Raw genomic sequence first — 22,827 nt, forward strand, 5'->3', positions numbered from 1 at the left:
GTTTTATTTTAAAATTTGAGCGGTATGCTCTTTGGTTTTTACTTTGGTAATTACCTCAATGATGATACCATTTTCATCAATCACAAAAGTAGTTCTATGAATTCCGTCATATTCTTTACCCATAAACTTTTTAGGTCCCCAAACACCAAAAGCATTGATTACTTTTTTGTCTTCGTCTGCCAATAAAGAAAAAGGCAACTCTTGTTTGTTGGCAAAATTTGATTGTCTTTTTACAGAATCTGCACTTACTCCTACCACCTCATAATTCTGAGCTAAAAAGGTTTGGTAATTGTCTCTTAAATTACAGGCTTCTACTGTACAACCAGGAGTACTTGCTTTAGGATAAAAGAAAACAACTAATTTTTTTCCTGCAAAATCGCTTAATTTTACTGTTTTTTCATTCTGATCTATCGCTTCAAAATTAGGAGCTTTATCTCCTACTTTTAACATCTCCATATATTATTGTTTTTAAAGAACCACAAATATAGAGAAAGCAGTTAGGATGACTAAACAGATAAACAGAAACTTATTGTTTAGACCTACTCTATTTTATTTAGTAAATATATTTTTACCGTATTTTTTAACTCCTACAAAGGCAAGTACCAAAGCCAACAAAGGAAGTATTACCATATACCTATACAAATCACTACCTATAGATGTGTAAATGATAGCTGCTATAACCGGAAAACAAGCCATACAAAAAGAGTTGATCCCTTCACTAATCCCCATAATCTCTCCTAATTTTTTAGGATATGCATTTACAGATATTAAAGAATTAAACACAGGAAAACATAAAGAAAGACCAAGATTTAAAATATAGTAATATGCAATATATAAGGTCAAGTCTTTTGTTAAAGTAATTGCTATTAACCCTAAGCCACTTAAGATTAATCCTAAAATTAACGTTTTAAAAGCCCCTATTTTTTTTACAAAAAACTTAGACACAAACGCTTGGTTTAACGCTAAAAACAATCCAATTACAAACATAAAAAAACCTAATTCTTTTACGTTAAAATCAAATAAATCTACTAAAAACAAAGCCATAGTTCCTATGTAAAACCCCATCATGGCCGAAAAGAAAAATTTCATAGAAAACAGCACTTTTATAAACGGTGATGGATTGACTTTTTTTATTCTAATTGGAATAATTAAAATTTCTAAAAGGTTTGATTTGTCTTTAGGAGTTCTCTTCTCTTTCGGATGAGATTCTTTTAACCATTTAAAAACTGCAATTAATGTAAGGGTAGATATTACAATAGAAGTAAATAACGTTCCCATATAACCTAAAGGAGTAGCAGCTGTAATCCCTCCCAGCCCCGGACCAATAATCATTCCTATACCTGCAATTCCCCCCAAATATCCAAAAATATAAGATTTCTCTTTGGGGGTAGTAACATCACTTACATAAGCATTAGTTACAGATGCGTTCCCTCCTGTAATTCCGTCTAATATTCTAGACAAAGCTACAATCCATAACGGTAAAGCAAAACCTAATAAAGAATATTCTGGCAAAGTTAGAGCAACTACAAAAATAACCCAACTTAATAAAGTTCCTGCTTGACTAATTAACAAAATAGGTTTTCTTCCTTTGTTATCAGACATGGCTCCCAACAAAGGTGCACCTATAAACTGAAAAGCACTGTACAAAGTAATTAACAACCCAAAAACCCACTTTGGAGCTCCATAGCTGTCTACCACAAAAGGGAGTACAGGCATTAGAATGCTAAAACCCAATACATTTACAAATGTTAGTAAATAAGCTGGTATAAATTTTTTCATGGAACAAAAGTAAACATCTGAAATTGTAAAAAGGAACAGTATTATTACAATTTAACTTAACAATGGTTTATAAAGAATTCATCGATGTATTCTACCTTCAGAGCCAAAAAATTTATTTTTTCACAATTAAAACTTATTTTTACAAAGACTAACCTACCAAAAACTTATTTTTAATGAATTTTAAACAAAAAAGAACCTTTTTTCTTTTCAGTTGTTTTCTATTTTTTTTATTCCAAAACCCTCTATTCTCTCAACAATTTAAAAGAGCCGAAAAATTAGTCGGCCTACACAACCTAGTAGACAACAATAGTGTTGCTACAGCCGATATAGATTTAGACAACGATTTAGATTTATTTATTGTATCCAAACACAAAGATGAGAATGGAGTAGAAAAAACTCACAGTAAACTTTTTAGAAACGAAAACAACGGAAAATTTGTAGACATTACTTCTACCTCAGGACTTACACAATTGTTTCCTAACGATGGTATTGACGATAGTGATTTGGCTATAGTAGGCTTAGAAGGATATAAATTTGGGGCTTTTTGGGGTGATTACAACAACGATGGATATCCTGACTTATTTTTAACCAACAGTAAAAACGTTTTGCTTTTTAAAAATCAACAAAACGGAACATTTACAGAGGTTACAGAAGCTGCTGGAATTACCAAAAACAACCAATGCAACAATACAGGTGCTACCTGGTTTGATTATAATAACGATGGTTTTTTAGACTTGTTTATAAACGATTGGAAAGGATGTTCTAAAAACACGTTCTACGAAAATAATGGCGATGGTACGTTTAAAAACATATCGCACAGAATTAATAGCATATCTACAGACAAACATGCTAGCTACACCATGTTTCCATATGATTTTAACAAAGATGGAAATTTAGATATGTACATTTCTAACGATTTAAAAAAAGCCAACAACCTTTACATAAACAATGGTGTTAGTTTTTCTAACCAAGCTAGTAACTACGGACTTAACAACCAAATAGACGATATGGCAATAGCCATCAACGATTTTAATTTAGATGGACATTTTGATTTTTTTATTACAGGAATTAATGAAAACACTCTTTTAAAAAACAATGGTACCTATCAATTTTCTGATGTTACTATGGAAAATAGAATTCTAATTCCTGAGGGAGCTAAATGGCCAGATTATTGGGCTTGGGGAACTACTTTTGATGATTTTGATTTGGATGGAGACGAAGATCTTATTATTGCCAATGGCTCTTCTTTTGGAACCGACCAACAAAACATGTACTTTCAGAATGAACACCAACAAGGATTTCCATTTTTTTCCAACAAAACCTCTGCAGTAAACCTCAACGAATCTTCAATTAGCTCCGAAGTTTTAAGTTTTGACTATGACAATGATGGTGATTTAGACTTGTATATTACCAATTCTTATGGAGCTTCTTTTTTCTATGAAAACCATACCATTAGCACTAATAGCAACAACACCTACAATTGGCTAAAAATTCATTTGCAAGGAACCACTTCTAACAGAAATGCATTTGGTACCCAAATTACTTTAAAAACAGAAAACAGAACATATGTACGTTATTACAATGGGGTTAGTTTTATTTCTCAACATATAAAACCCGTTCACTTTGGACTGAATATTGAACAAAAAATTTTAGAATTAAAAATTAAATGGCCATCTGGAATTACAGAAACATACAGCAATTTAGATAGCAATCAAGAGCTTAAATTTACAGAATCTAATGGCTTTATTGTTTTAGCCCAAAACACAAGTACTAAAATTAAAGGATGTACAGATCCAGATTCATGCAATTACAATCCTTTAGCTACAGAAGATGACGGATCTTGTAGTTATTTACCAACATTAGAAATTCAAGGAAACAAAAACTCATTTTTCTTAAAAGAAGAAATCTACAGTTATCCACAAACAGAAAATACGTCTTTAAAATGGAATGTTACTGGAGGAACCATCCTGAAAGGTCATGATACCAACAAAATTGTTGTCAAATGGAATTTGGTTAAAAAAGGAACTGTTTCTGTAACAGCTAGCAGTAATTTTTGTAAATCAAACCAAGCTTCTATAAATGTACACCTATCAGCCAATCCTAGTAACAAAAATTCTTCTATAGTCCGAATTTGGAACGAAGCACTGTTAGAAGCAATCCGCAAAGATTATGCAAGACCCACCGTACACGCTAGAAATTTATTTCATTTTGCAATTGCTATGTACGATACTTGGGCCATTTTTAATTCCAAAGCCAAAACTTATTTAATTGGAAATCAAGTTCACAATTACACTAGTAATTTTAAAGGTTTTGATTACACCGTAGACTTAGAAAATAATAGAAATAAAGCTATTTCTTATGCTGCATACAGATTGTTGACTCATAGATTTAAAAATTCTCCTGGAGCAAATTACAGTTTGGCTAAATTTAATTTGTTAATGCAGGAACTAGGATACGACATTAACAATAATTGCTTAGACTACCAAAATGAAAATGCAGCTTGTTTAGGAAATTACATTGCTAATGAAATTATATCTTACGGTTTAACCGATGGATCTAATGAACAAAACGATTATAGAAACCAAAAATACAGTCCCGTAAACAAAGAACTAATATTAAGCAATCTTAGAGACAAAATTCAACTTAAAGACCCAAACAGATGGCAGCCTTTGGCATTTACAAAATTTATAGATCAAAGCGGAAATGTTTCCAAAAGTACCCCCGATTTTTTAAGTCCTGAGTGGGGACAAGTAAAACCTTTTTCTCTTTCCGAAAATGACAAGACAATTTTGCAAAGAAACGGTAAGGAGTATCAAGTATACCATCTGCCAAAAACACCACCTAAATTAGACACTATTCAAAACAATGAAAGCAGTGAATTGTACAAATGGAATTTTTCATTAGTTGCTTTGTGGAGTGCACATTTAGACCCTGATGATGGTGTAATGATTGATATTTCTCCTGCTTCTATAGGAAACATTTCTATTAATGAAATGCCTGTAACTTATAAAGAATTTCCTAATTTTTACCAAGATCAAAAAGGAGGAGATATTAGCAAAGGTCATTCCATTAACCCATACACACAGCAGCCTTACGAACCTCAAATAGTACCTAAAGCAGATTATGCAAGAGTATTGGCCGAATTTTGGGCAGATGGTCCAGACTCTGAAACACCTCCTGGACATTGGTTTACAATTTTAAACCACGTAAATGATCATCCTTTACTTGAAAAAAAATTCAACGGACAAGGTTCTGTTTTATCTGATTTGGAGTGGGATGTAAAAACATATTTTATATTGGCTGGTGCCATGCACGATGCTGCAATTTCTGCCTGGGGAATAAAAGGATGGACCGATTATATTAGACCCATTTCTGCTATTAGATATATGGCCAAGCTAGGTCAAAGCACAAATATAGAATTAGACAACTATCATCCTGGAGGAATTCCCCTAATCCCTAATTTTATTGAAATCATTCAAAAAGGAGATCCTTTAAGTGGTGTTGACAACGAAAATGTTGGACAAATAAAAATTAAATCATGGAGAGGACATAGCTACATCAAAAACCCTAAAGAAGATATTGCAGGTGTAGGATGGATTTTAGCAAGCAATTGGTGGCCTTACCAAAGACCTTCTTTTGTAACACCTCCATTTGCTGGTTTTGTTTCTGGTCATTCTACATTTTCTAGAGCTGCAGCAGAAGTTTTAACACTTGTTACAGGAGACCCTTATTTTCCTGGTGGAATGGGAGAATTTAAGGCTTTAAAAAACGATTTTTTAGTGTTTGAAAAAGGGCCTTCTGTAGATGTTACCCTGCAATGGGCAACATATAGAGATGCTTCAGACCAAACAAGTCTATCAAGAATATGGGGAGGAATTCATCCTCCTGCTGATGACATTCCAGGTAGACTGATTGGAGAAAAAGTAGGAATTGCTGCTTACCAATTTGCTTTGCCCTATTTTGGAACAAATCAAAGTACATCTAAAAGCAATGTAACCATTAGTCCTAACCCAGTAAAATCGAACCAAATTAATGTTTACAACACACAACCCAACGATCAGTTTTACTTAATCAATATTCATGGTCAAAAACAAAAGCCTAAAAAATTAAATTACAATACTGCCAACAATAGCACTATATTAGCATTACCAGATAATTTGAACCCTGGAATTTATTACATAACTGTAAACCAAACGTCTAAACCTATAATTGTACTTAAATAAATGAACAAACAAGAAAAAGTTAAGTTTGTAATAGACACCTTAGAGGAATTGTACCCTGAAACTCCAATTCCATTAAACCATAAAGACCCTTATACGCTATTAATCGCAGTATTAATGTCAGCTCAAAGCACCGATGAAAGAGTAAATATTTACACACCTAAATTGTTTGCCAAGGCAGACAATCCTTATGACATGGTAAAGCTTACTATTGATGAAATTAGAGAAATTATAAAACCTGTAGGGTTGTCTCCAATGAAATCTAAAGGAATTCACGGATTGTCTCAAATATTAATTGACAAACACAACGGAGAAGTACCTGCCAATTTTAAAGATTTAGAAGCGCTACCTGCTGTGGGGCACAAAACAGCAAGTGTGGTCATGAGTCAGGCTTTTAACATACCTGCTTTTGCTGTAGACACTCATATTCATAGATTGATGTTTAGATGGGGACTTAGTAATGGAAAAAGTGTGGAACAAACCGAAAAAGATGCCAAGCGTTTGTTCCCAGAACACACTTGGAACAAGTTGCATTTACAAATTATTTATTACGGACGTGAATATTCTCCTGCTCGTGGTTGGAATTTGGAAAATGATATTATTACCAAAACTATTGGAAGAAAAACAGTGATTAATGAATATCTTAAAAAGAAAAAATAAGGATTGATCTTAATTTTTATCAATCCTTATTTCTTTTAACAAGTTACTTTTTTTAAAACAAAAAGACTTGGAATACGCTAGCAAAAAAGAAATTGTTTCTGCTTTGGGTTTACTGTTTTTCATTTGTTTTTCTTCTATAGAAGAGATTGAGTAATTTTTTATCATATAGTTTTCGTTTTGTCTTTTCTTAAAACGATAAAACTACTTGTTTAGTATTTTAAACAGAGATTAATAATTCTTTTTCTTCTATAATTTTTCTCAAATTGATCAAAGCATATCGCATTCTTCCTAAAGAAGTATTGATACTTACGTTTGTTTGTGCAGCTATTTCTTTAAAACTCAAATCCATAAAAATCCTCATTCTTAGCACTTCTTGTTGATCTGTTGGTAAAAAACCTATCAGTTGTATAATTTTTTTTAAAGTTTCTTCTCTTTCTATTTTATATTCTACAGGAATGTCTTCTATGCCTAAAAAATCAAAAACATCATACGTGTCTGTGGCATATTTTGTTTTTTTTCTTTTTTTATCTCTGTAATAATCCATGGTAAGATTATGAGCAATGCGTATAGCCCAAGGTAAAAACTTACCTTCTTCATTGTATACCCCCCTTTTTAAAGTGTTTATTATTTTTACAAATGTGTCTTGAAACAAATCATTTGCCAAATCTTTATCTCCTGTTTTGGATAAGATGTAACCAAATATTTTTTGTTGATGCCTTTCTATTAAAATAGATAAACACAATTCATTTCCATTAATATACTCAGCAACCAACTGAGCATCACTTTTAGATTGTAACAAATTCATCTGTAATATTTTTTAAATGTATATGAAGTAGTTTTACAATCTATAGGCTACATAAGTTTTAGTTCTGTTTTAATTTTACAAAAAACATACCAAAAAATCTATTTTAATTTTATTCAAAAAAAAAGCCAACCTATTACAGGTTGGCTTGTGAATTATAAATTAATTACATTTAGTTTTTAGGCTTAAAAACTCTAATCCAATCTACTTTCATATCGTTGTTTTTAGTAGGATCGTTTAAATCAGAATCTCTAGGCATTCTTCCTGCTTTTGCATGCCAATCTTGTGCCTCTACATTAATAATAATATCCAATTCTTTTGTATATCCATTCCCTCCTTGATACTCATAAGGATCAATAATACTAACGGTAGAAACATCACTAGCTTTTTTTAACAATGTAAAATCAAATTTTTGTGATGTGGCTGTTTGAGTAATTTTTTGTTTTCCGTGTTTTACATCTAACTTTCCATTTGTCATGGTTGGGTATCCATACTCCCATGTTCCATTTATTTTGGTTGCCACTGCATTGTGATGCAATACTCTTACCAATTCTCCATCTATATAATGTTCAAAATGAAAAGGAGATTTCCAATATACCCCCGCTTTTACATACCTTCTTTTTCCATCAACTTTGTTACAGTATTCTCCCCAACTATCTACACCCTTTCTATTGATCCAAGCTCCTTTGTCTCTAGGCTGATAATCTGTAAATGGTTTTCTAATAAATGAGTGGTTACTCACATGAATAGATTTTGCAAAATATGCATTGTTAGGTTCTTTACCTCCATAACATTCTATAATGTCTATTTCTTGTGTTGCATCTGGACTTAACAACCAAACATCCGATGCCAAAGCCAAGTTTGTTACACTTACCTTTGCTTCTATAAATACAGGGTATTTTACACGGTTGGTAGAGGTAATACACCCTGTACTAATTCCGCTATTAGGCATGTTCATTTTTACTGCCTTGGCAATTGGATTTGCTTCATTTGCCTGATTCCATCTTGCTGACTTTATAAGCAAATCACTCCCATCTACAGACACCTTATTATATTTCCAGTAAGTTACCCCAGGACCATCCCAAGCTGCGTGGTAAAAGTTTTTCCATTTATTTTCTCCAAAAGTCACTAAAGAATTTGTCGGTTTAAATTCATAATTAAATTCATCAGAAACCTCTGGTTGTAATTCCCATTCTTGTTGAGATAAATATGCTGGTAATGGAATTTGTTCTAAAGGATGTTTTTCTTTTTTGGCATGTACAGTTTCACTTGCTGTAGTTGCTGTTTTTTTACTGCTTCCACAAGCTCCCATTATAAGTCCTAATGTTAGGACCGCTATTTTTTGTAAATTCATGTTTTGTATGTTTTGTTTAAAAGCTACATTCAAAAGTAAACCAGAGTTCAAAAAATAGTAACTACATATAATTAGAATACTAGAACAAATCATTTGTGATAAAATTAATCTGTAGCTCTAACATGTAATACCCTTAAAATATTATAATTTTACAAGTCAAGAAAACTAGACATGAATCAGACATTAGAACAATTATCTACTAAAGAATATATTTTAATTAAAGGAGCTGCTTTACACAATCTAAAAAATATAGATGTAGCCATTCCTAGAAACAAACTAGTAGTTATTACAGGTTTGTCTGGATCAGGAAAATCTAGTTTGGCTTTTGACACGCTTTATGCCGAAGGACAACGTAGGTATGTAGAAAGTTTATCCTCTTATGCTCGTCAGTTTTTAGGAAAACTAAACAAACCTAAGGTAGATTATATTAAAGGAATTGCACCTGCCATTGCCATAGAACAAAAAGTAAACTCATCTAACCCACGTTCTACTGTAGGAACTACAACAGAAATATACGATTACCTAAAATTATTATACGCTCGTATTGGTAAGACCATTTCTCCTATTTCCGGAAACGAAGTCAAAAAAGAAACGGTTTCTGATGTTATCAATCACCTAAAATCTTTAGAAGAAAGAACCAAATTATTACTACTAGCTCCTTATGATTTAGGCGATAGAGATGCCGATAAAGCCTTGCAAATTTTAGTGCAACAAGGGTATGCAAGAATTAAGGTTGATGAAGAAACTCTTAGAATAGAAGAAGTAGATACCCAAAAAATTACCAAAAACACAAAGCTAAATTTGGTAATTGATAGAATTGTGGTAAAAGATGATGAAGATTATTACAACCGTTTGGCAGATTCTATTCAAACTGCTTTTTACGAAGGAAAGGGAGTTTGTATTTTGGAAAATTTAAACAACAATACCAGTAGGGAATTTAGCAATAAGTTTGAATTGGATGGGCAATCTTTTTTAGAACCCAACACTCATTTTTTTAGTTTTAACAACCCTTATGGAGCTTGCCCAACTTGTGAAGGATATGGAAATGTTATTGGGGTTGATGAGGAATTGGTAATTCCAAACACCTCTCTTTCTATATACGAAGATTGTATTGCTCCCTGGAAAGGAGAAAGCAGCTCCGATTATAAAAACGCATTGATTGACCATGCTTTTGAATACGATATTCCAGTTCACAAGCCTTGGTTTGAATTGACCGATACTCAAAAGGAATTGGTTTGGAACGGAACCAAATCTTTTGAAGGAATTCACGATTTTTTTAAATACCTAGAATCTAAAAGTTATAAAATTCAGTTCCGTGTCATGTTATCTCGTTACCGAGGAAAAACCAAATGCACCACCTGTAAAGGAACTCGTTTAAGACCCGAAACCAACAACGTTTTTGTAGGCGATAAAAACATTAACCAACTGGTAAATTTGCCAATTGATGAATTGACTCAATTCATGAAAAACATATCACTAAATAAATATGATGCAGAAATAGGAAAAAGATTGTTGGTAGAAATCAACAACCGATTGGGATTTTTAGACAAAGTTGGTTTAGGATATTTAACCTTAAATAGAGCCTCTAATACCTTGTCTGGAGGAGAAAGTCAACGTATCAACCTAGCAACATCGTTAGGTAGTAGTTTGGTAGGTTCTATGTATATTTTAGACGAACCTAGTATTGGTTTGCACCCTAAAGACAGTTTAAAATTAATTGAAGTTTTAAAAAACTTAAGAGATCTAGGAAATACGGTAATTGTAGTAGAACATGATGAAGACATTATGAAACAAGCCGATTATATTATTGACATTGGTCCAAACGCAGGTGTTTTTGGTGGAGAATTGGTTGCTAAAGGTACTTATGATGAAATTTTAAAGGCAACCACACATACCGCTAATTACCTAAGCGGTGCAGATATTATTGAAGTTCCTACCAAAAGAAGAACTTCTAAACACGCAATTGAAATTGTTGGTGCAAGAGAAAATAATTTAAAAAACATAAATGTTAACATTCCTTTAAACTGCTTGTCTGTAATTACAGGAGTTTCGGGTAGCGGAAAAAGCACACTGGTAAAAGACATTATTTATCCTACATTACAAAAGCACATTTTTGGTCAAGGAAACAAAATAGGAGAAGTTACTGCGGTTAAAGGAAATTTAGATGCTATTAAAAACGTAGAATTTATAGACCAAAACCCTATAGGTAAATCTTCTCGTTCCAACCCTGTAACCTACATAAAAGCTTATGATGATATTCGTGCTTTGTTTGCGCATGAAAAATTGTCTAAAATGCGTAATTACCAGCCCAAACATTTTTCTTTTAACGTAGATGGAGGACGATGTGAAACTTGTAAAGGAGAAGGTGAAGTCACCATAGAAATGCAGTTTATGGCCGATGTACATTTGCTTTGTGAAACTTGTGGAGGAAAACGTTTCCAGAAAGAAGTCTTAGAAGTTAAATTTCACGACAAAAACATAGATGATATTTTAAACCTATCTATAGATGAAGCTGTCTCCTTTTTTACAGACACCAAACAAACCAAAATTTGTAAAAAATTACAGCCTTTACAAGATGTTGGTTTGGGCTATGTAGCCTTAGGACAATCTTCTTCTACCCTATCGGGAGGAGAAGCACAACGAATCAAACTAGCCTCGTTTTTAGTAAAAGGAAGCCGTCAGGAACCAACCCTTTTTATTTTTGATGAACCTACTACAGGATTGCATTTTCACGACATTAAAAAGCTGCTAAAATCTATGAATGCTTTGCTAAAAAACGGGCATTCCTTAATTGTTATAGAACACAATATTGATTTTATTAAATGTGCCGATTATATTGTAGACATTGGTAAAGAAGGAGGTAAAAACGGAGGTGATGTACTTTTTATGGGAACACCAGAAGCTTTAATTCACCACAAAGAATCGTACACAGCACAATTCTTAAAAGACAAATTAACCTAATATGAGTCTTAAAAAAACAATACGACCACACATTGCATCAGCCAAGGTTTCCGAAGACATGTCTGTTACAGAACAATTTCAAAACAGTGTGTTAAGACCTGTACTTAAATTGCAACACAACAGCATTATTGCTTTATTTAACAACTATTTACAACATTCTAATTTTCAAATAAACAAACTAGAAATTCATCAAAAAAAAGAATTTATAAGAAATGTAGTTGCTAAAAATCAACATCTTAGAAATCAATACATAGGCTTAATTACTGGGCTTTTTACTGATGAAGAATTTGAACACTATTTAACCCAATCATCAGAATACGGACGTAGAATTATACAAATGATTGCCCAAAGATTAGAAGACACTTATTAAATTATGTTACAATGGCAATAAACAACAGCAATTTTTACAAAAACCTACCTAAACAATCTATAGATTTATCTGAGCTTCTTTTAAATCAAGAATTGTTTACTAGCGTTCCTGAAGATTGGCATGTGGTAAACGTAGATATTGAAAACTCTACACTTGCTGTACAAAACGGAAATCATCATGATGTAAACCTAACCGCTACAGGTAGTATTATTGTTGTTTTAAACGAGTTGCAACGAATTGATAAAAAAATAAGAGTTCCTTACTTTTTTGGTGGCGATGGAAGTACTTTTATTGTTCCAAACAATGTGTTAAAACGTGTTTTAAAAGTCTTAACTAATTATAGAATTCATATTAAAAACAATGCGAATTTAGTACTTAGACTAGGCTCTGTTCCTGTAAAACAACTGTATTTAGAAGGAAAACACATTCGCATAGCCAAACACAAATTAACAGCACAATTAACCATTCCTATTGTAATTGGAACAGGCTTGAATTATGCCGAAGACTTGGTAAAACAAACGTTTGCAGAACGCTTACACACTACTCAAACAACTCCTGTAGATTTGGACGGAATGGAATGTAGATGGCAAGAAGTATCGGCTCCTGATGAAGGTAAAAAAATTGTGTGTTTGCTTGCTCACTGCGCTATAGAAAACAAGCAACATGAAGTGTATGCAAATGTGTTACAAAAAATAAATGAGCTTTTTGGAGATTTTGAAAACAGAAAACCTATTACTTCTACCAATTTAAGATTGGACACAACCTTGCAAAAAATAAAAAAGGAGATGAAGATAAAACTAACTCGTTTTAACAAATTGTACCTTTTTATTAATTGGTTAGGTACTGTGTTTGTTAATTTTTATTTAGGCTTTTCTAAAAACGGACATAAATTTTACACAAAAATTAGCCAACTATCCCACACGTTAATGATAGATGGTACCATTAACACTGTATTTTCTGGCTCTGATGAAAACATAAGAAAACTCATCTTATTTTTAGATAGTTTAGAAAAAGAAAAGAAATTGATTTATGGAATTCATACAACTAAAGCCTCCATTTTATCTTGTTACGTAAAAGACAGAAGCGACAACCACAACCATTTTGTAGACGGTACAGAAGGTGGTTACACGGCTGCTGCAAAAATGTTTAAATCAAAACTTATCTAATCCTGTTTTAAACAATTCCTTAAGTCTATTTTAGTTAGTTTCTAAATGTTTATTCTCTTAATTTTAACATAATCAACAGTATAAACCAATAGAAATGACAACTGATAAATCTAAATTGTATCAAAAAACAGAAAAATATTTAGGCGAATTTGTGTACGGAGGTATTGATGGTTGCGTTACAACTTTTGCTGTAGTAGCTGGTTCTGTAGGAGCTAATTTAGATAGCTCCATTATTATTATTTTAGGATTTGCCAATTTATTAGCCGATGGTTTTGCAATGTCTATTGGTGCTTACTTATCCGCAAAATCTGAAAAAGACAATGCTTTAAAACATGCCAAAACAGAAAATAATCAAACTAAAATTAAAGAAAGCTACAATCCTATTGCCAAAGGTGTGGTTACTTATTTGTCTTTTTTAACCATAGGTATTTTTCCTTTATTGGCTTATGTAATTGATTATTTAGATTCTTTACATAGCAATGTTTTTATGTATTCTGCTATAGCTACTGGTTTTGGATTTGTTATTGTAGGATCTTTAAAATCTTACATCAATCACAAAGCTATTTGGAAAGGTGTTGCAGAAACTTTAGTATTAGGAATTCTTGCGGCTTTAGTATCTTATTATGTAGGAGATTGGATTGAAGGTTTTATCCATTAAAAAAGAGCACATGCTTTACAGCAATGTGCCCTTTCAATAAAAAAACTAACTAAACTATCTTTTTAAAATTCTTTTTTACCAAATTCACTTTCAATAAACTTAGATTTATTTTTAAACTTGTTGAATGTATAGGTTAAGTTTAACGATACAATATCTACTTCATACACATAATTGGTTGTAGTGTAAAACTCATTAGGTCTCCAAGTAGAAATACGTTGCTCGTTAGATTTTAACAAGCCCATATCTATATTTTGCCATTGTAAAGTTGCCGTTAAGCGGTCGTCCATAAACGTCTTTTTAAACGTTAGGTTGGGAGTGTAAAATCTTGAATCCTCACCCATGGCTGTATTTCTGTCTGAAATGTAATTTAAAGCAAACTGTAAAGAAGCATTTTTCCAGAAAGAATAGGTTGAATTTACGTTAAAAGAATAAATGGTAGACTCACTATTGATATCATAAATTCTTTCTCCTTTTCCGTTTCTGTGATTAAATTTTAAAGCCCCATCAATAGCATAATTATAAATGTTTGCTCCAATAAAGTTGGTCCAGTTTTTAGAAGCCTTAATAGTTGCTCCTAACTCAATACCCACAGCATTACTTTTTCCTACATTAGAATACACACGGTTTAAAATACTATCGTTTACAACAGGGTTTGGATTTGTTTGCGGATTCTTATCTCCATCTGTATTTCCATCTTCATATACCAAAGCATTCACACGATTAATTACGTTTTTGGTATGTCTATAATATGCTGTTGCGTATACAGAATGTCCTCCTTTGTATCTTTTGTTTACTCCTAATTCTACCAAATCAATAAACTCAGGTTTTAATTTGTTATCTCCTTGCTCATATACTTCTGAATGCTCACGTTCTGCAAAACTGTTCATTTTAAAAGTAGTTGTACGTTGTACTCTTTTACTATAAGCAGCCTTTATGTTTGTTTTGTCGTTTACTTTGTATTGTAAAGATGCAGATGGAAATAGCTTAACATAATCGTATTTATAAGTATTTTGTTCCGTAGCCGATGCTAATTTTTCTTTGTACTCTCTGTCCATAGATTCTAAACGCAAACCTGCATTGTAATCCCATTTGTTTTTACCCCCAGATACTTGTGCATATGCTGCGTGTATAATTCTTTTTAAAGCAATGTTACTAGAAAAGTCCGGCACTTGTGTAAATGCAGTTTCTCCTAAAAACACATTTTTACGTTGGTAATCAAAATCACCTGTATGATCTAAGTGTCTAAATTGATATCCTGTTTCAATAGTACCAATACTCATTGGTTTCCATTTATAATCTAAATTAAAACGTGTACCGTTTAAAGGGTTGTCGTTGGTGTTTTTTTCTTGTTGATACACAGTTGTGTAGTCAATATCACTTACGTTGTCATTCTCTGTAGGCCCTCCTAAGAAAGTATATTCGTATAAAACCGAAGCTGACAATTTAGATTTGTCTTCAAACTTATGAGCATAATCAAAACTAGCCAAAGCAAAATCTCCTTTACGAGTTCTTAAGTTGTGATTGTAGTACGCAAACTCATTTTCTCTGTTCGTACTTCCAATAGGGCTAATTGTATAGTTGTCATAATAAATGTCTGCCAATCTATCTTTTTGTTTTTTACCTCCGTAAACTCCTAAAGAAAATTCATTAGCATCATTTGGAGTATAATCTACGGTAAATCTTGCATTGTAACTTACATCATCAAAACTACGTTCTCCATCAGAAGGTAAAAATCTGTGAGTATCGTTAGCATCGTTAACAATATCTAAACCACCTTCTCTTCTACCCGAAATATCGTTGCGTTGGTAACTTGCTCCTACAGAAAAGTTCCAGTTATCTGTTCTTGTGTTATACGTAACATCTGCTCCATATCTGTGTGGATATTCTTTGGTGTTATAATCTTGAATTGGTGGAAAACCACCACGTACATTAACCTGTACATAATCTCCATTAATAGCTCCTTTTTTAGTGATGATATTTAAAATACCTCCTGCTCCTTCTGAATCATATTTTGCTGAAGGTGCTGTTATCAACTCTACTTTTTCTAAGGCATTGGCAGGCAACTGTGCTAAAATAGAAGCAGCATCTCCTTGCGTAGGTTTTCCGTTTAACAAAACTGCAAAGCTATTGCTACCTCTTACGTTAATATTCCCCTCTACTCCAACTGTTACCGAGGGTAAGTTTTTAATAACATCTACAGCATTCCCTCCTTGACTGTTTTGAAACTTATCAGCATCAAAAACTTGTCTGTCAATTTTATGAACCATGGTAGCTGCTTCTCCTTTTAAAACCACCGCATCTAATTCGTTACTATTAATGGCCAAGGCTACAGTTCCTAAATCTACAAATGCATTCTTTTTAGGAACCTCTATATTTGGAATGTTTTGAGTTTTATACCCCATAAAAGAAGCTTCTATTTTATAGGTTCCTGTTTTTATATTTTCTATTAAAAAAGCTCCGTTTTGGTCTGTAATAACTCCTGTTATTAATTTACCAGTTTCTGCATTGTAAATTGCAGCGGTAGCATACTCTAACGCATCTTTGCTATTTTTGTCAATGATTTTACCTGTAATTTGAGCAAAGGCAAAATTAGACGACATTGCAAATACAAAAAGCGTAAAAATACCTTTCATAAAATTCATTCTAGTCTGTTTCAATTTGTTTTCTTTTTAAGTGTTTCTAAAAAATTTACTACAATATTACAGTACAATAAGTTCTAAAACATGGTTTATTTGTAAAAGCTATGGTATAATTATATTGTAGATGTGTTTTTAAATTGTAATGGAGTTAAATTTGTATGTCTTTTAAAGTACTTTACAAAATGAGAAACGTCTTTAAATTGTAAATCATAAGCAATTTCACCTACAGATTTATCTGTATAAATTAACAATCGTTTAATTTCCTGAACCATATAATCTGCTATAATTTGCGAAGCGGTTTTCCCTTGCTTTTTTTTACATAGTTGATTTAAATTTTGAGAAGATACATTTAACAAATTAGCATAATAAGATACATTGTTCACCAACGTTTCGCTTAATAAATTAACAAACTGTGTAAACTTATCTTCTGTACCTAGCTCTTTTTTTTGTATAGATGTAGTATGTGTTAGAATTTTAGCAAATAAAGATTTTATCATTCCTTCAATTACCTCTATGGGTGTTGTAGGTTGTTTAATTTCTTTGGTTAATAGTTTAAAAAGATGATTGATTGTTTTGTCTTTTTGTAAAAGATCTATTTTTTGATGTTCTCCTAATTTGTACAACTGTGTATTAATGTGCTTGTCTAAAGTTTTTTCTAAAAACTCTTCTTTTATAATAATCACATAACCTTTAGGTTCTGTAGTAATTTCCCAATGATGCACTTCTTCTTTACTTACTAAAAAAACAACGGGTGGTTGAATGCTATAACTGTTTAAATCCATATGATGATACCCCGTTCCTTTGGTAAAATAAATCAACTCTAAGTATTTATTGTGTCTATGAGGCTTAGTGTATCTTTTACGAACATCAAAAGGTTCTATTTTAATATTCTCTATGGCTGTAATTTTGTTGTATGTAGTAATGGAAGAATTCAATAGCTGTTTGTTTTATGCAATATCTATTTATAAAATAAATAAAAGTTTTTTATAAAACTTTGAAAAATAAGACAGCACAAACGTATAAAGGTTTAATCTAACTATTCACTATATTCTTATCTAGTTTTACTACTTTCTTGAATCACTTCTTTATAATCAATCGTATTATCTACTTTATTTTTAAAAGCTTCTATCCAAGCATTGCGAATAATGTTTCCTACTGTTTGCCAAACTTGTGTGTTTACATTGCTTAAATCTCCCTCCAAAGGAATTTTAGAAGCCACTACTTTATTACTTTGATTTCTAAAAACAAATTGCACAAAGCCTACAAAACCTTCCCATATAGAATTTAAAAAGGAATCCTCTTCTCCAATCAATTTTGTTTGTTTGATTAAAGGTTTCATGTATCCTTTTAAATAACTATCTGCAATAACTATTTCGCTGTACAGGTTTAAATTTCCTTTTTCAAAATCAATATTTGCATAGTGTTGGGTAAAATCGTTAAAAGCTGTTAAATCTATATCGGTAAATTCCATAGCAATATCTACATCGGGAATTTCTTTAATCAAATCTAAACCTCCTTTTATTTTTAAGTTTCCGTTTCCGATAGAAGTTCCTGTAACTGTTAAGGTAGAAGGTAATTTACCGGTACCATTAACTACATTTCTTAGGTTGGTGGCTAACAACTCTATGTTATCTATATGCAAATCAATTGTAGGATTTGAAGTTAGTTCTGCAAAAGTAATGGTTCCTTTAGATATGTTTAATCGGTTAATGTCTATAGGAATAATACTTGTTAAAGCCTTGGTCCAATCCTCTTCATCAACTTCTGTTGCGGGTTGCTTTTCTTGATCTTCTTTTACAATGTTAATCTTAGGCTGATTTAAAATTACTTCGGCCACAATTTTACCATGCAGTAAAGCTTTCCAGTGAATAGAAATGTCGTTTTCTGGCAAATCTAAAAAAGGACGTTCCGAGTTTGATTTGGTACTTTTTAATACAAAACCATTTAATTGATAAGCTCCCCTGTATAGAGAAATTCCTACATTTTCTACAGAACCCGTATAACCAGGAATACTATTGGCTAAAACGTTATTGATATAATTTTTAGCTACATAAGGAAGTGCTATTCTTAAAGAAATTAACAACACTATAATTAAAATTGGAAAAACAATTCTTTTCTTTTTGTAAAAGGGTTGACTAGACATAAAGTATTTATTTAAAAGCTAAATTTACTCCTTAGCTCCTATTCTTTAAGCAAGCCTTATCAACTTCTGTTTTGATTTGCATCAACTCCACAAAAAAAGGTCAGCTACTTAGCTGACCTTTTTTATGAAAAATAATATTGTTTAAGCCTCTGCTTTTACAACTGTTTTTTTAACCTTTTGTTTGGTCAAAGCAATATCTATCACTTCTTTCATTTCTGTAACGTAATGAAACTTTAATCCTTTTAAATAAGATTCTTTTATTTCTTCAATATCTTTTCTATTAGCTTCACACAAAATAATTTCTTTAATATTGGCTCTTTTAGCAGCTAATATTTTTTCTTTAATTCCACCTACCGGCAATACTTTACCACGCAAGGTAATTTCCCCTGTCATGGCTATTTTAGCTTTTACTTTGCGTTGTGTAAATGTAGAAACTAAAGAAGTTAACATTGTAATACCTGCACTTGGTCCATCTTTAGGAGTTGCACCTTCGGGTACGTGAATGTGTACTTTGTGCTCATCTAACATTTTTTGTTTTACTCCAAAAACATCTGCATTGGCTTTAATATATTCCAAGGCAATGGTTGCAGATTCTTTCATTACATTTCCTAAATTCCCTGTAATAGACAATCCTTTTCCTTTAGACAAAATAGATTCTATAAACAAAATATCTCCACCAACACTTGTCCAAGCCAAACCTGTAACAACACCAGCTACATCATTATTTTCGTATTTGTCTCGCTCCATTCTGGCAGGACCTAGAATGGTTTTAATTTGATCGTTTGTTAACACAACTTCGTATTCCTCTTCCATGGCAATAGATTTTGCTGCAAAACGAACCAATTTGGCAATTACTTTTTCTAAATTACGAACTCCAGATTCTCTAGTATATCCTGTTACAATTAATTCTAATTGTGCCTTTCCTATTTTTAAGTGACTCGCTTTTAATCCGTGTTCTTTTAATTGCTTAGGTAACAAGTGTCTCTTGGCTATTTCCATTTTTTCTTCAATGGTGTAACCAGATACGTTAATCATTTCCATACGGTCTCTTAATGCCCACGGAATATCTCCCACATTATTTGCTGTAGCAATAAACATTACTTTAGACAAATCGTAACCAATTTCTAAAAAGTTATCGTAAAACTCAGAATTTTGCTCAGGATCCAAAACTTCTAACATAGCAGATGCAGGATCTCCTTGCATTCCTGCAGCCATTTTATCTATTTCATCTAACACAAAAACGGGATTGTTCGTTCCTGCTTTTTTAATATTCTGAATCAATCTACCTGGCATGGCACCAATGTATGTTTTACGGTGTCCTCTAATTTCAGACTCATCACGCAAACCACCCAAAGCCATTCTCACATATTTTCTATCCAATGCTTCTGCTATAGATTTTCCTAAAGAAGTTTTACCAACTCCTGGAGGTCCATACAAACAAATAATTGGAGATTTCATATCTCCTTTTAGCTTTAATACTGCCAAATGTTCTATGATTCTATCTTTTACTTTTTCCAACCCAAAATGATCTCGTTCTAAAACTTCTTGTGCTTGTTTTAAGTTGAATTTATCTTTGGTATAAGTATTCCATGGCAAATCTAATATCAACTCTAAATAGTTTCTTTGTATAGAGTATTCTGGCATTTGAGGATTCAGACGTTTCATTCTTGCCACTTCTTTCTCAAACGTTTCTTTTACCTCTTTAGACCACTTTTTCTTTTTAGATTTGTTAATCAATTCTTGAATTTCGGCTTCGTGTGAATTTCCTCCTAACTCTTCTTGAATGGTTTTTAACTGCTGATGCAAGTAATATTCACGTTGTTGCTGGTCTAAATCTATTCTAGTTTTATTTTGAATGTCGTTACGCAACTCTAAACGTTGCAACTCTACATTCAACTTTTTTAAGGTAGCAATAGCTCTATCTTTTAAACTATTAATTTCTAACAACTCTTGTTTTTCTTCAACAGACAAGTCTATGTTTGAAGAAATAAAATTGATTAAAAAAGAATTGCTCTGTATATTTTTTATTGCAAAAGTCCCCTCAGTAGGTATGTTAGGGTTTTCTTCTATTACGTTTAAAGCTGTGTCTTTAACTGTTTGTATTATTTCATTAAACTCCTCTGTATTTTCTACAAACAAATCATCTACTACCTCTATAGCTGTTGCCTTAATAAAGGGTTCTTCTTGAACAGCATTTTCTAATTTTATACGCTTTTTTCCTTGAATAATAACTGTGGTATTTCCATCGGGCATTTTTAAAACTCGTAATATTTGAGCAACAACTCCGGTATGGTACACCTCATCAAAACTAGGATTTTTATTTGATGGATCTTTTTGAGCTACAATTCCTAACGTTTTATCTCCTTTGTTTACTTCTTTTATCAAAGCAATAGCCCTGTCTCTTGTTGCGGTAATAGGAATAACTACTCCTGGAAATAAAACAGTATTTCTTAAAGGCAAAATTGGCAATGTTTCTGGCACCAATTCTTTGTTCATTTCCTCTTCGTCTTCTGGACTTAATAAAGGAATTAAATCAGAATCCTCATCAATCATACTATGCATAGACAATGTGTCTATTTTTATGTTTTTATATTTGCTCATAAGTTCTATATATTGTCAATATGACACTGTGTAAGTATTCTTTAAACTGCCATAAAATGCAAATGTAAAGAAAAACAAGTGTTTATAAATCACTAAGCATAAATAAGTCAAGTATAATGCCATAGCTACAAAACTGACAAATTGTAAATTGTAGTTAGTTATTTAAATTGATTAAGCTTATTTTTGCAACCATGAAACGAGTTTATTTAGACAACGCAGCCACTACCCCGTTACTTCCTGAAGTTGTAGATGCCATGGTTCATACCATGAATACTTCTTTTGGAAATCCGTCATCTACACATGCTTATGGTCGTAATGCCAAGGCAACTATAGAAAATGCTCGTAAACAAATTGCCAAACATTTACAATGTACTACTTCCGAAATTGTATTTACATCTGGAGGTACAGAAGCTGATAATTTGATTTTAAAAAACGCAGTAAATCATTTGGGTATAACCCATATTATTACTTCTAAAATAGAACATCATGCGGTATTGCATACTGTAGAATTTTTAGCTAAAAAAGGAATTGAAATTTCTTATGTTGCTACTTTAGCAAACGGAACTATTGATTACCAACATCTAGAAGAAATTTTAATTAAAAATTCTGACAATACATTAATTTCTTTAATGCATGTTAATAATGAAATTGGTACCATTCTAGATTTAGAAAAAGTGATTGCTTTGAAACAAAAATATAAAGTTTTATTTCATAGCGATACTGTACAATCTATTGGACATTTTAACATTGATTTGTCTTTGCTTGATATTGATTTTATAGCTGCTTCTGCTCATAAATTTCATGGTCCTAAAGGAATAGGATTTGCTTTTTTTAGAAAAGGAACTGCCATTCAACCCGAAATTTTAGGAGGAGAACAAGAGCGTGGTACTCGTGCCGGAACCGAAAACACTTCTGCTATAATTGGAATGCAAACTGCCTTAACCTTGTGTTTAAGAAATTTAGAAGATGATGTTGCTTATTTAAAAAACACCAAACAATACTTTATTCAACAATTAGAAACCAAAATTCCTAACGTTTGTTTTAATGGTGTGTCTAACCACCTAACGCTAAGTACACATACCGTTGTAAATGTTCGCTTTCACAAAGATTTTCCAATGCTTCTTTTCCAGCTAGATTTAAAAGGTGTGGCCGTTTCTGGTGGTTCTGCTTGCCAAAGTGGGGCACACAAAGGATCTCATGTATTGCAAAGTTTTTTAAACCAAACTGAACAACAAAACACCTCTGTTCGTTTTTCTTTTTCTAAGCTTACTACTCAAAAAGACATAGATTATGTCGTAACTATTTTATCGGAATTGATACAGTAATTTTTACTAAATACTTTGTATTTTATATTTTATTCTTAACCGTTGTTTAACAAAAAAAAGGGCTTTATTAAAACATTGTTTTTATTAATATTGTTTTTACCATTGTTATACCACTGTTTTTAGTAAATTTATTAGAAATTGTTTACCCC

The 22,827-nt window shown here is 32.1% G+C and carries 16 protein-coding genes; 7 read left to right on the top strand and 9 right to left on the bottom strand.

The features are described 5' to 3' along the window. Positions 1–3 precede the first annotated feature (3 nt). Together bcp and ACY2IJ_RS03670 are read right to left on the bottom strand one after the other, a co-directional pair. Positions 4–456, bottom strand: coding sequence for a thioredoxin-dependent thiol peroxidase (bcp, locus tag ACY2IJ_RS03665; protein ID WP_476725809.1), 453 nt, complete (start codon positions 454–456; stop codon positions 4–6). A gap of 93 nt (positions 457–549) precedes the next feature. Further along, a complete protein-coding gene (locus tag ACY2IJ_RS03670) occupies positions 550–1,779 on the bottom strand; it encodes an MFS transporter (protein WP_476725810.1) in 1,230 nt (409 codons plus the stop codon). Positions 1,780–1,952: 173 nt separating this feature from the next. Between ACY2IJ_RS03670 and ACY2IJ_RS03675 the strand changes: the two genes are divergently transcribed. Both ACY2IJ_RS03675 and ACY2IJ_RS03680 read left to right on the top strand, forming a co-directional pair. Then, positions 1,953–6,002, top strand: coding sequence for an FG-GAP-like repeat-containing protein (locus ACY2IJ_RS03675; RefSeq protein WP_476725811.1), 4,050 nt, complete (start codon positions 1,953–1,955; stop codon positions 6,000–6,002). Beyond that, the gene (locus ACY2IJ_RS03680; protein WP_476725812.1) at positions 6,003–6,659 is read left to right on the top strand and encodes an endonuclease III domain-containing protein; all 657 of its coding nucleotides are present in this window, start codon (positions 6,003–6,005) and stop codon (positions 6,657–6,659) included. It begins immediately after the preceding gene. A gap of 9 nt (positions 6,660–6,668) precedes the next feature. Here ACY2IJ_RS03680 and ACY2IJ_RS03685 read toward each other — a convergent pair whose 3' ends face one another. The 3 genes from ACY2IJ_RS03685 to ACY2IJ_RS03695 all read right to left on the bottom strand — a co-directional run bounded on the left by ACY2IJ_RS03685 (position 6,669) and on the right by ACY2IJ_RS03695 (position 8,815). Further along, positions 6,669–6,824, bottom strand: coding sequence for a hypothetical protein (locus ACY2IJ_RS03685; protein WP_476725813.1), 156 nt, complete (start codon positions 6,822–6,824; stop codon positions 6,669–6,671). 52 nt (positions 6,825–6,876) lie between these two features. Then, positions 6,877–7,464, bottom strand: a complete 588-nt coding sequence (locus ACY2IJ_RS03690) for an RNA polymerase sigma factor (protein WP_476725814.1) — start codon at positions 7,462–7,464, stop codon at positions 6,877–6,879. A gap of 169 nt (positions 7,465–7,633) precedes the next feature. Continuing rightward, positions 7,634–8,815 (bottom strand): LamG domain-containing protein, encoded by a 1,182-nt coding sequence (locus ACY2IJ_RS03695; protein WP_476725815.1) that lies wholly within the window; start codon positions 8,813–8,815, stop codon positions 7,634–7,636. A 171-nt stretch (positions 8,816–8,986) separates the two neighbouring features. On the opposite strand from ACY2IJ_RS03695, the gene uvrA reads away from it, so the two are divergent. The 4 genes from uvrA to ACY2IJ_RS03715 all read left to right on the top strand — a co-directional run bounded on the left by uvrA (position 8,987) and on the right by ACY2IJ_RS03715 (position 13,970). Beyond that, positions 8,987–11,776, top strand: coding sequence for an excinuclease ABC subunit UvrA (uvrA, locus tag ACY2IJ_RS03700; RefSeq protein ID WP_476725816.1), 2,790 nt, complete (start codon positions 8,987–8,989; stop codon positions 11,774–11,776). Position 11,777: 1 nt separating this feature from the next. Continuing rightward, entirely contained in the window at positions 11,778–12,146 is a 369-nt protein-coding gene (locus tag ACY2IJ_RS03705) for a glyoxalase (protein WP_476725817.1), read from the top strand. 11 nt (positions 12,147–12,157) lie between these two features. Continuing rightward, positions 12,158–13,312 carry a DUF3095 family protein gene (locus ACY2IJ_RS03710; protein WP_476725818.1) on the top strand — a complete coding sequence of 385 codons (1,155 nt, stop codon included), beginning with the start codon at positions 12,158–12,160 and terminating at the stop codon, positions 13,310–13,312. Positions 13,313–13,406: 94 nt separating this feature from the next. Beyond that, positions 13,407–13,970 carry a VIT1/CCC1 transporter family protein gene (locus ACY2IJ_RS03715; protein WP_476725819.1) on the top strand — a complete coding sequence of 188 codons (564 nt, stop codon included), beginning with the start codon at positions 13,407–13,409 and terminating at the stop codon, positions 13,968–13,970. Between the two features lie 62 nt (positions 13,971–14,032). Here the strand turns inward: ACY2IJ_RS03715 and ACY2IJ_RS03720 are convergent, their stop codons facing one another. From ACY2IJ_RS03720 to lon, 4 genes are all read right to left on the bottom strand, one after another. Beyond that, positions 14,033–16,627 carry a TonB-dependent receptor gene (locus ACY2IJ_RS03720; RefSeq protein WP_476725820.1) on the bottom strand — a complete coding sequence of 865 codons (2,595 nt, stop codon included), beginning with the start codon at positions 16,625–16,627 and terminating at the stop codon, positions 14,033–14,035. A 95-nt stretch (positions 16,628–16,722) separates the two neighbouring features. Continuing rightward, positions 16,723–17,544 (bottom strand): AraC family transcriptional regulator, encoded by an 822-nt coding sequence (locus ACY2IJ_RS03725; protein ID WP_476725821.1) that lies wholly within the window; start codon positions 17,542–17,544, stop codon positions 16,723–16,725. A 116-nt stretch (positions 17,545–17,660) separates the two neighbouring features. Beyond that, positions 17,661–18,752, bottom strand: coding sequence for a DUF748 domain-containing protein (locus ACY2IJ_RS03730; RefSeq protein WP_476725822.1), 1,092 nt, complete (start codon positions 18,750–18,752; stop codon positions 17,661–17,663). A gap of 141 nt (positions 18,753–18,893) precedes the next feature. Continuing rightward, a complete protein-coding gene (gene lon, locus ACY2IJ_RS03735; RefSeq protein WP_476725823.1) occupies positions 18,894–21,353 on the bottom strand; it encodes an endopeptidase La in 2,460 nt (819 codons plus the stop codon). A 191-nt stretch (positions 21,354–21,544) separates the two neighbouring features. Between lon and ACY2IJ_RS03740 the strand changes: the two genes are divergently transcribed. Then, the gene (locus tag ACY2IJ_RS03740) at positions 21,545–22,678 is read left to right on the top strand and encodes a cysteine desulfurase family protein (protein ID WP_476725824.1); all 1,134 of its coding nucleotides are present in this window, start codon (positions 21,545–21,547) and stop codon (positions 22,676–22,678) included. The last annotated feature ends 149 nt before the right edge of the window (positions 22,679–22,827 follow it).

It is taken from the genome of Wenyingzhuangia gracilariae (assembly GCF_056387575.1).

Bases quoted from the DNA above. Each gene is read 5' to 3' on its own strand.
- ACY2IJ_RS03670 (WP_476725810.1), bottom strand. From the start codon at position 1,779: ATGAAAAAATTTATACCAGCTTATTTACTAACATTTGTAAATGTATTG.
- ACY2IJ_RS03695 (WP_476725815.1), bottom strand. From the start codon at position 8,815: ATGAATTTACAAAAAATAGCGGTCCTAACATTAGGACTTATAATGGGA.
- uvrA (WP_476725816.1), top strand. From the start codon at position 8,987: ATGAATCAGACATTAGAACAATTATCTACTAAAGAATATATTTTAATT.
- ACY2IJ_RS03680 (WP_476725812.1), top strand. From the start codon at position 6,003: ATGAACAAACAAGAAAAAGTTAAGTTTGTAATAGACACCTTAGAGGAA.
- lon (WP_476725823.1), bottom strand. From the start codon at position 21,353: ATGAGCAAATATAAAAACATAAAAATAGACACATTGTCTATGCATAGT.
- ACY2IJ_RS03710 (WP_476725818.1), top strand. From the start codon at position 12,158: ATGGCAATAAACAACAGCAATTTTTACAAAAACCTACCTAAACAATCT.
- ACY2IJ_RS03675 (WP_476725811.1), top strand. From the start codon at position 1,953: ATGAATTTTAAACAAAAAAGAACCTTTTTTCTTTTCAGTTGTTTTCTA.
- ACY2IJ_RS03685 (WP_476725813.1), bottom strand. From the start codon at position 6,824: ATGATAAAAAATTACTCAATCTCTTCTATAGAAGAAAAACAAATGAAA.
- ACY2IJ_RS03730 (WP_476725822.1), bottom strand. From the start codon at position 18,752: ATGTCTAGTCAACCCTTTTACAAAAAGAAAAGAATTGTTTTTCCAATT.
- ACY2IJ_RS03705 (WP_476725817.1), top strand. From the start codon at position 11,778: ATGAGTCTTAAAAAAACAATACGACCACACATTGCATCAGCCAAGGTT.
- ACY2IJ_RS03740 (WP_476725824.1), top strand. From the start codon at position 21,545: ATGAAACGAGTTTATTTAGACAACGCAGCCACTACCCCGTTACTTCCT.
- ACY2IJ_RS03715 (WP_476725819.1), top strand. From the start codon at position 13,407: ATGACAACTGATAAATCTAAATTGTATCAAAAAACAGAAAAATATTTA.
- bcp (WP_476725809.1), bottom strand. From the start codon at position 456: ATGGAGATGTTAAAAGTAGGAGATAAAGCTCCTAATTTTGAAGCGATA.
- ACY2IJ_RS03690 (WP_476725814.1), bottom strand. From the start codon at position 7,464: ATGAATTTGTTACAATCTAAAAGTGATGCTCAGTTGGTTGCTGAGTAT.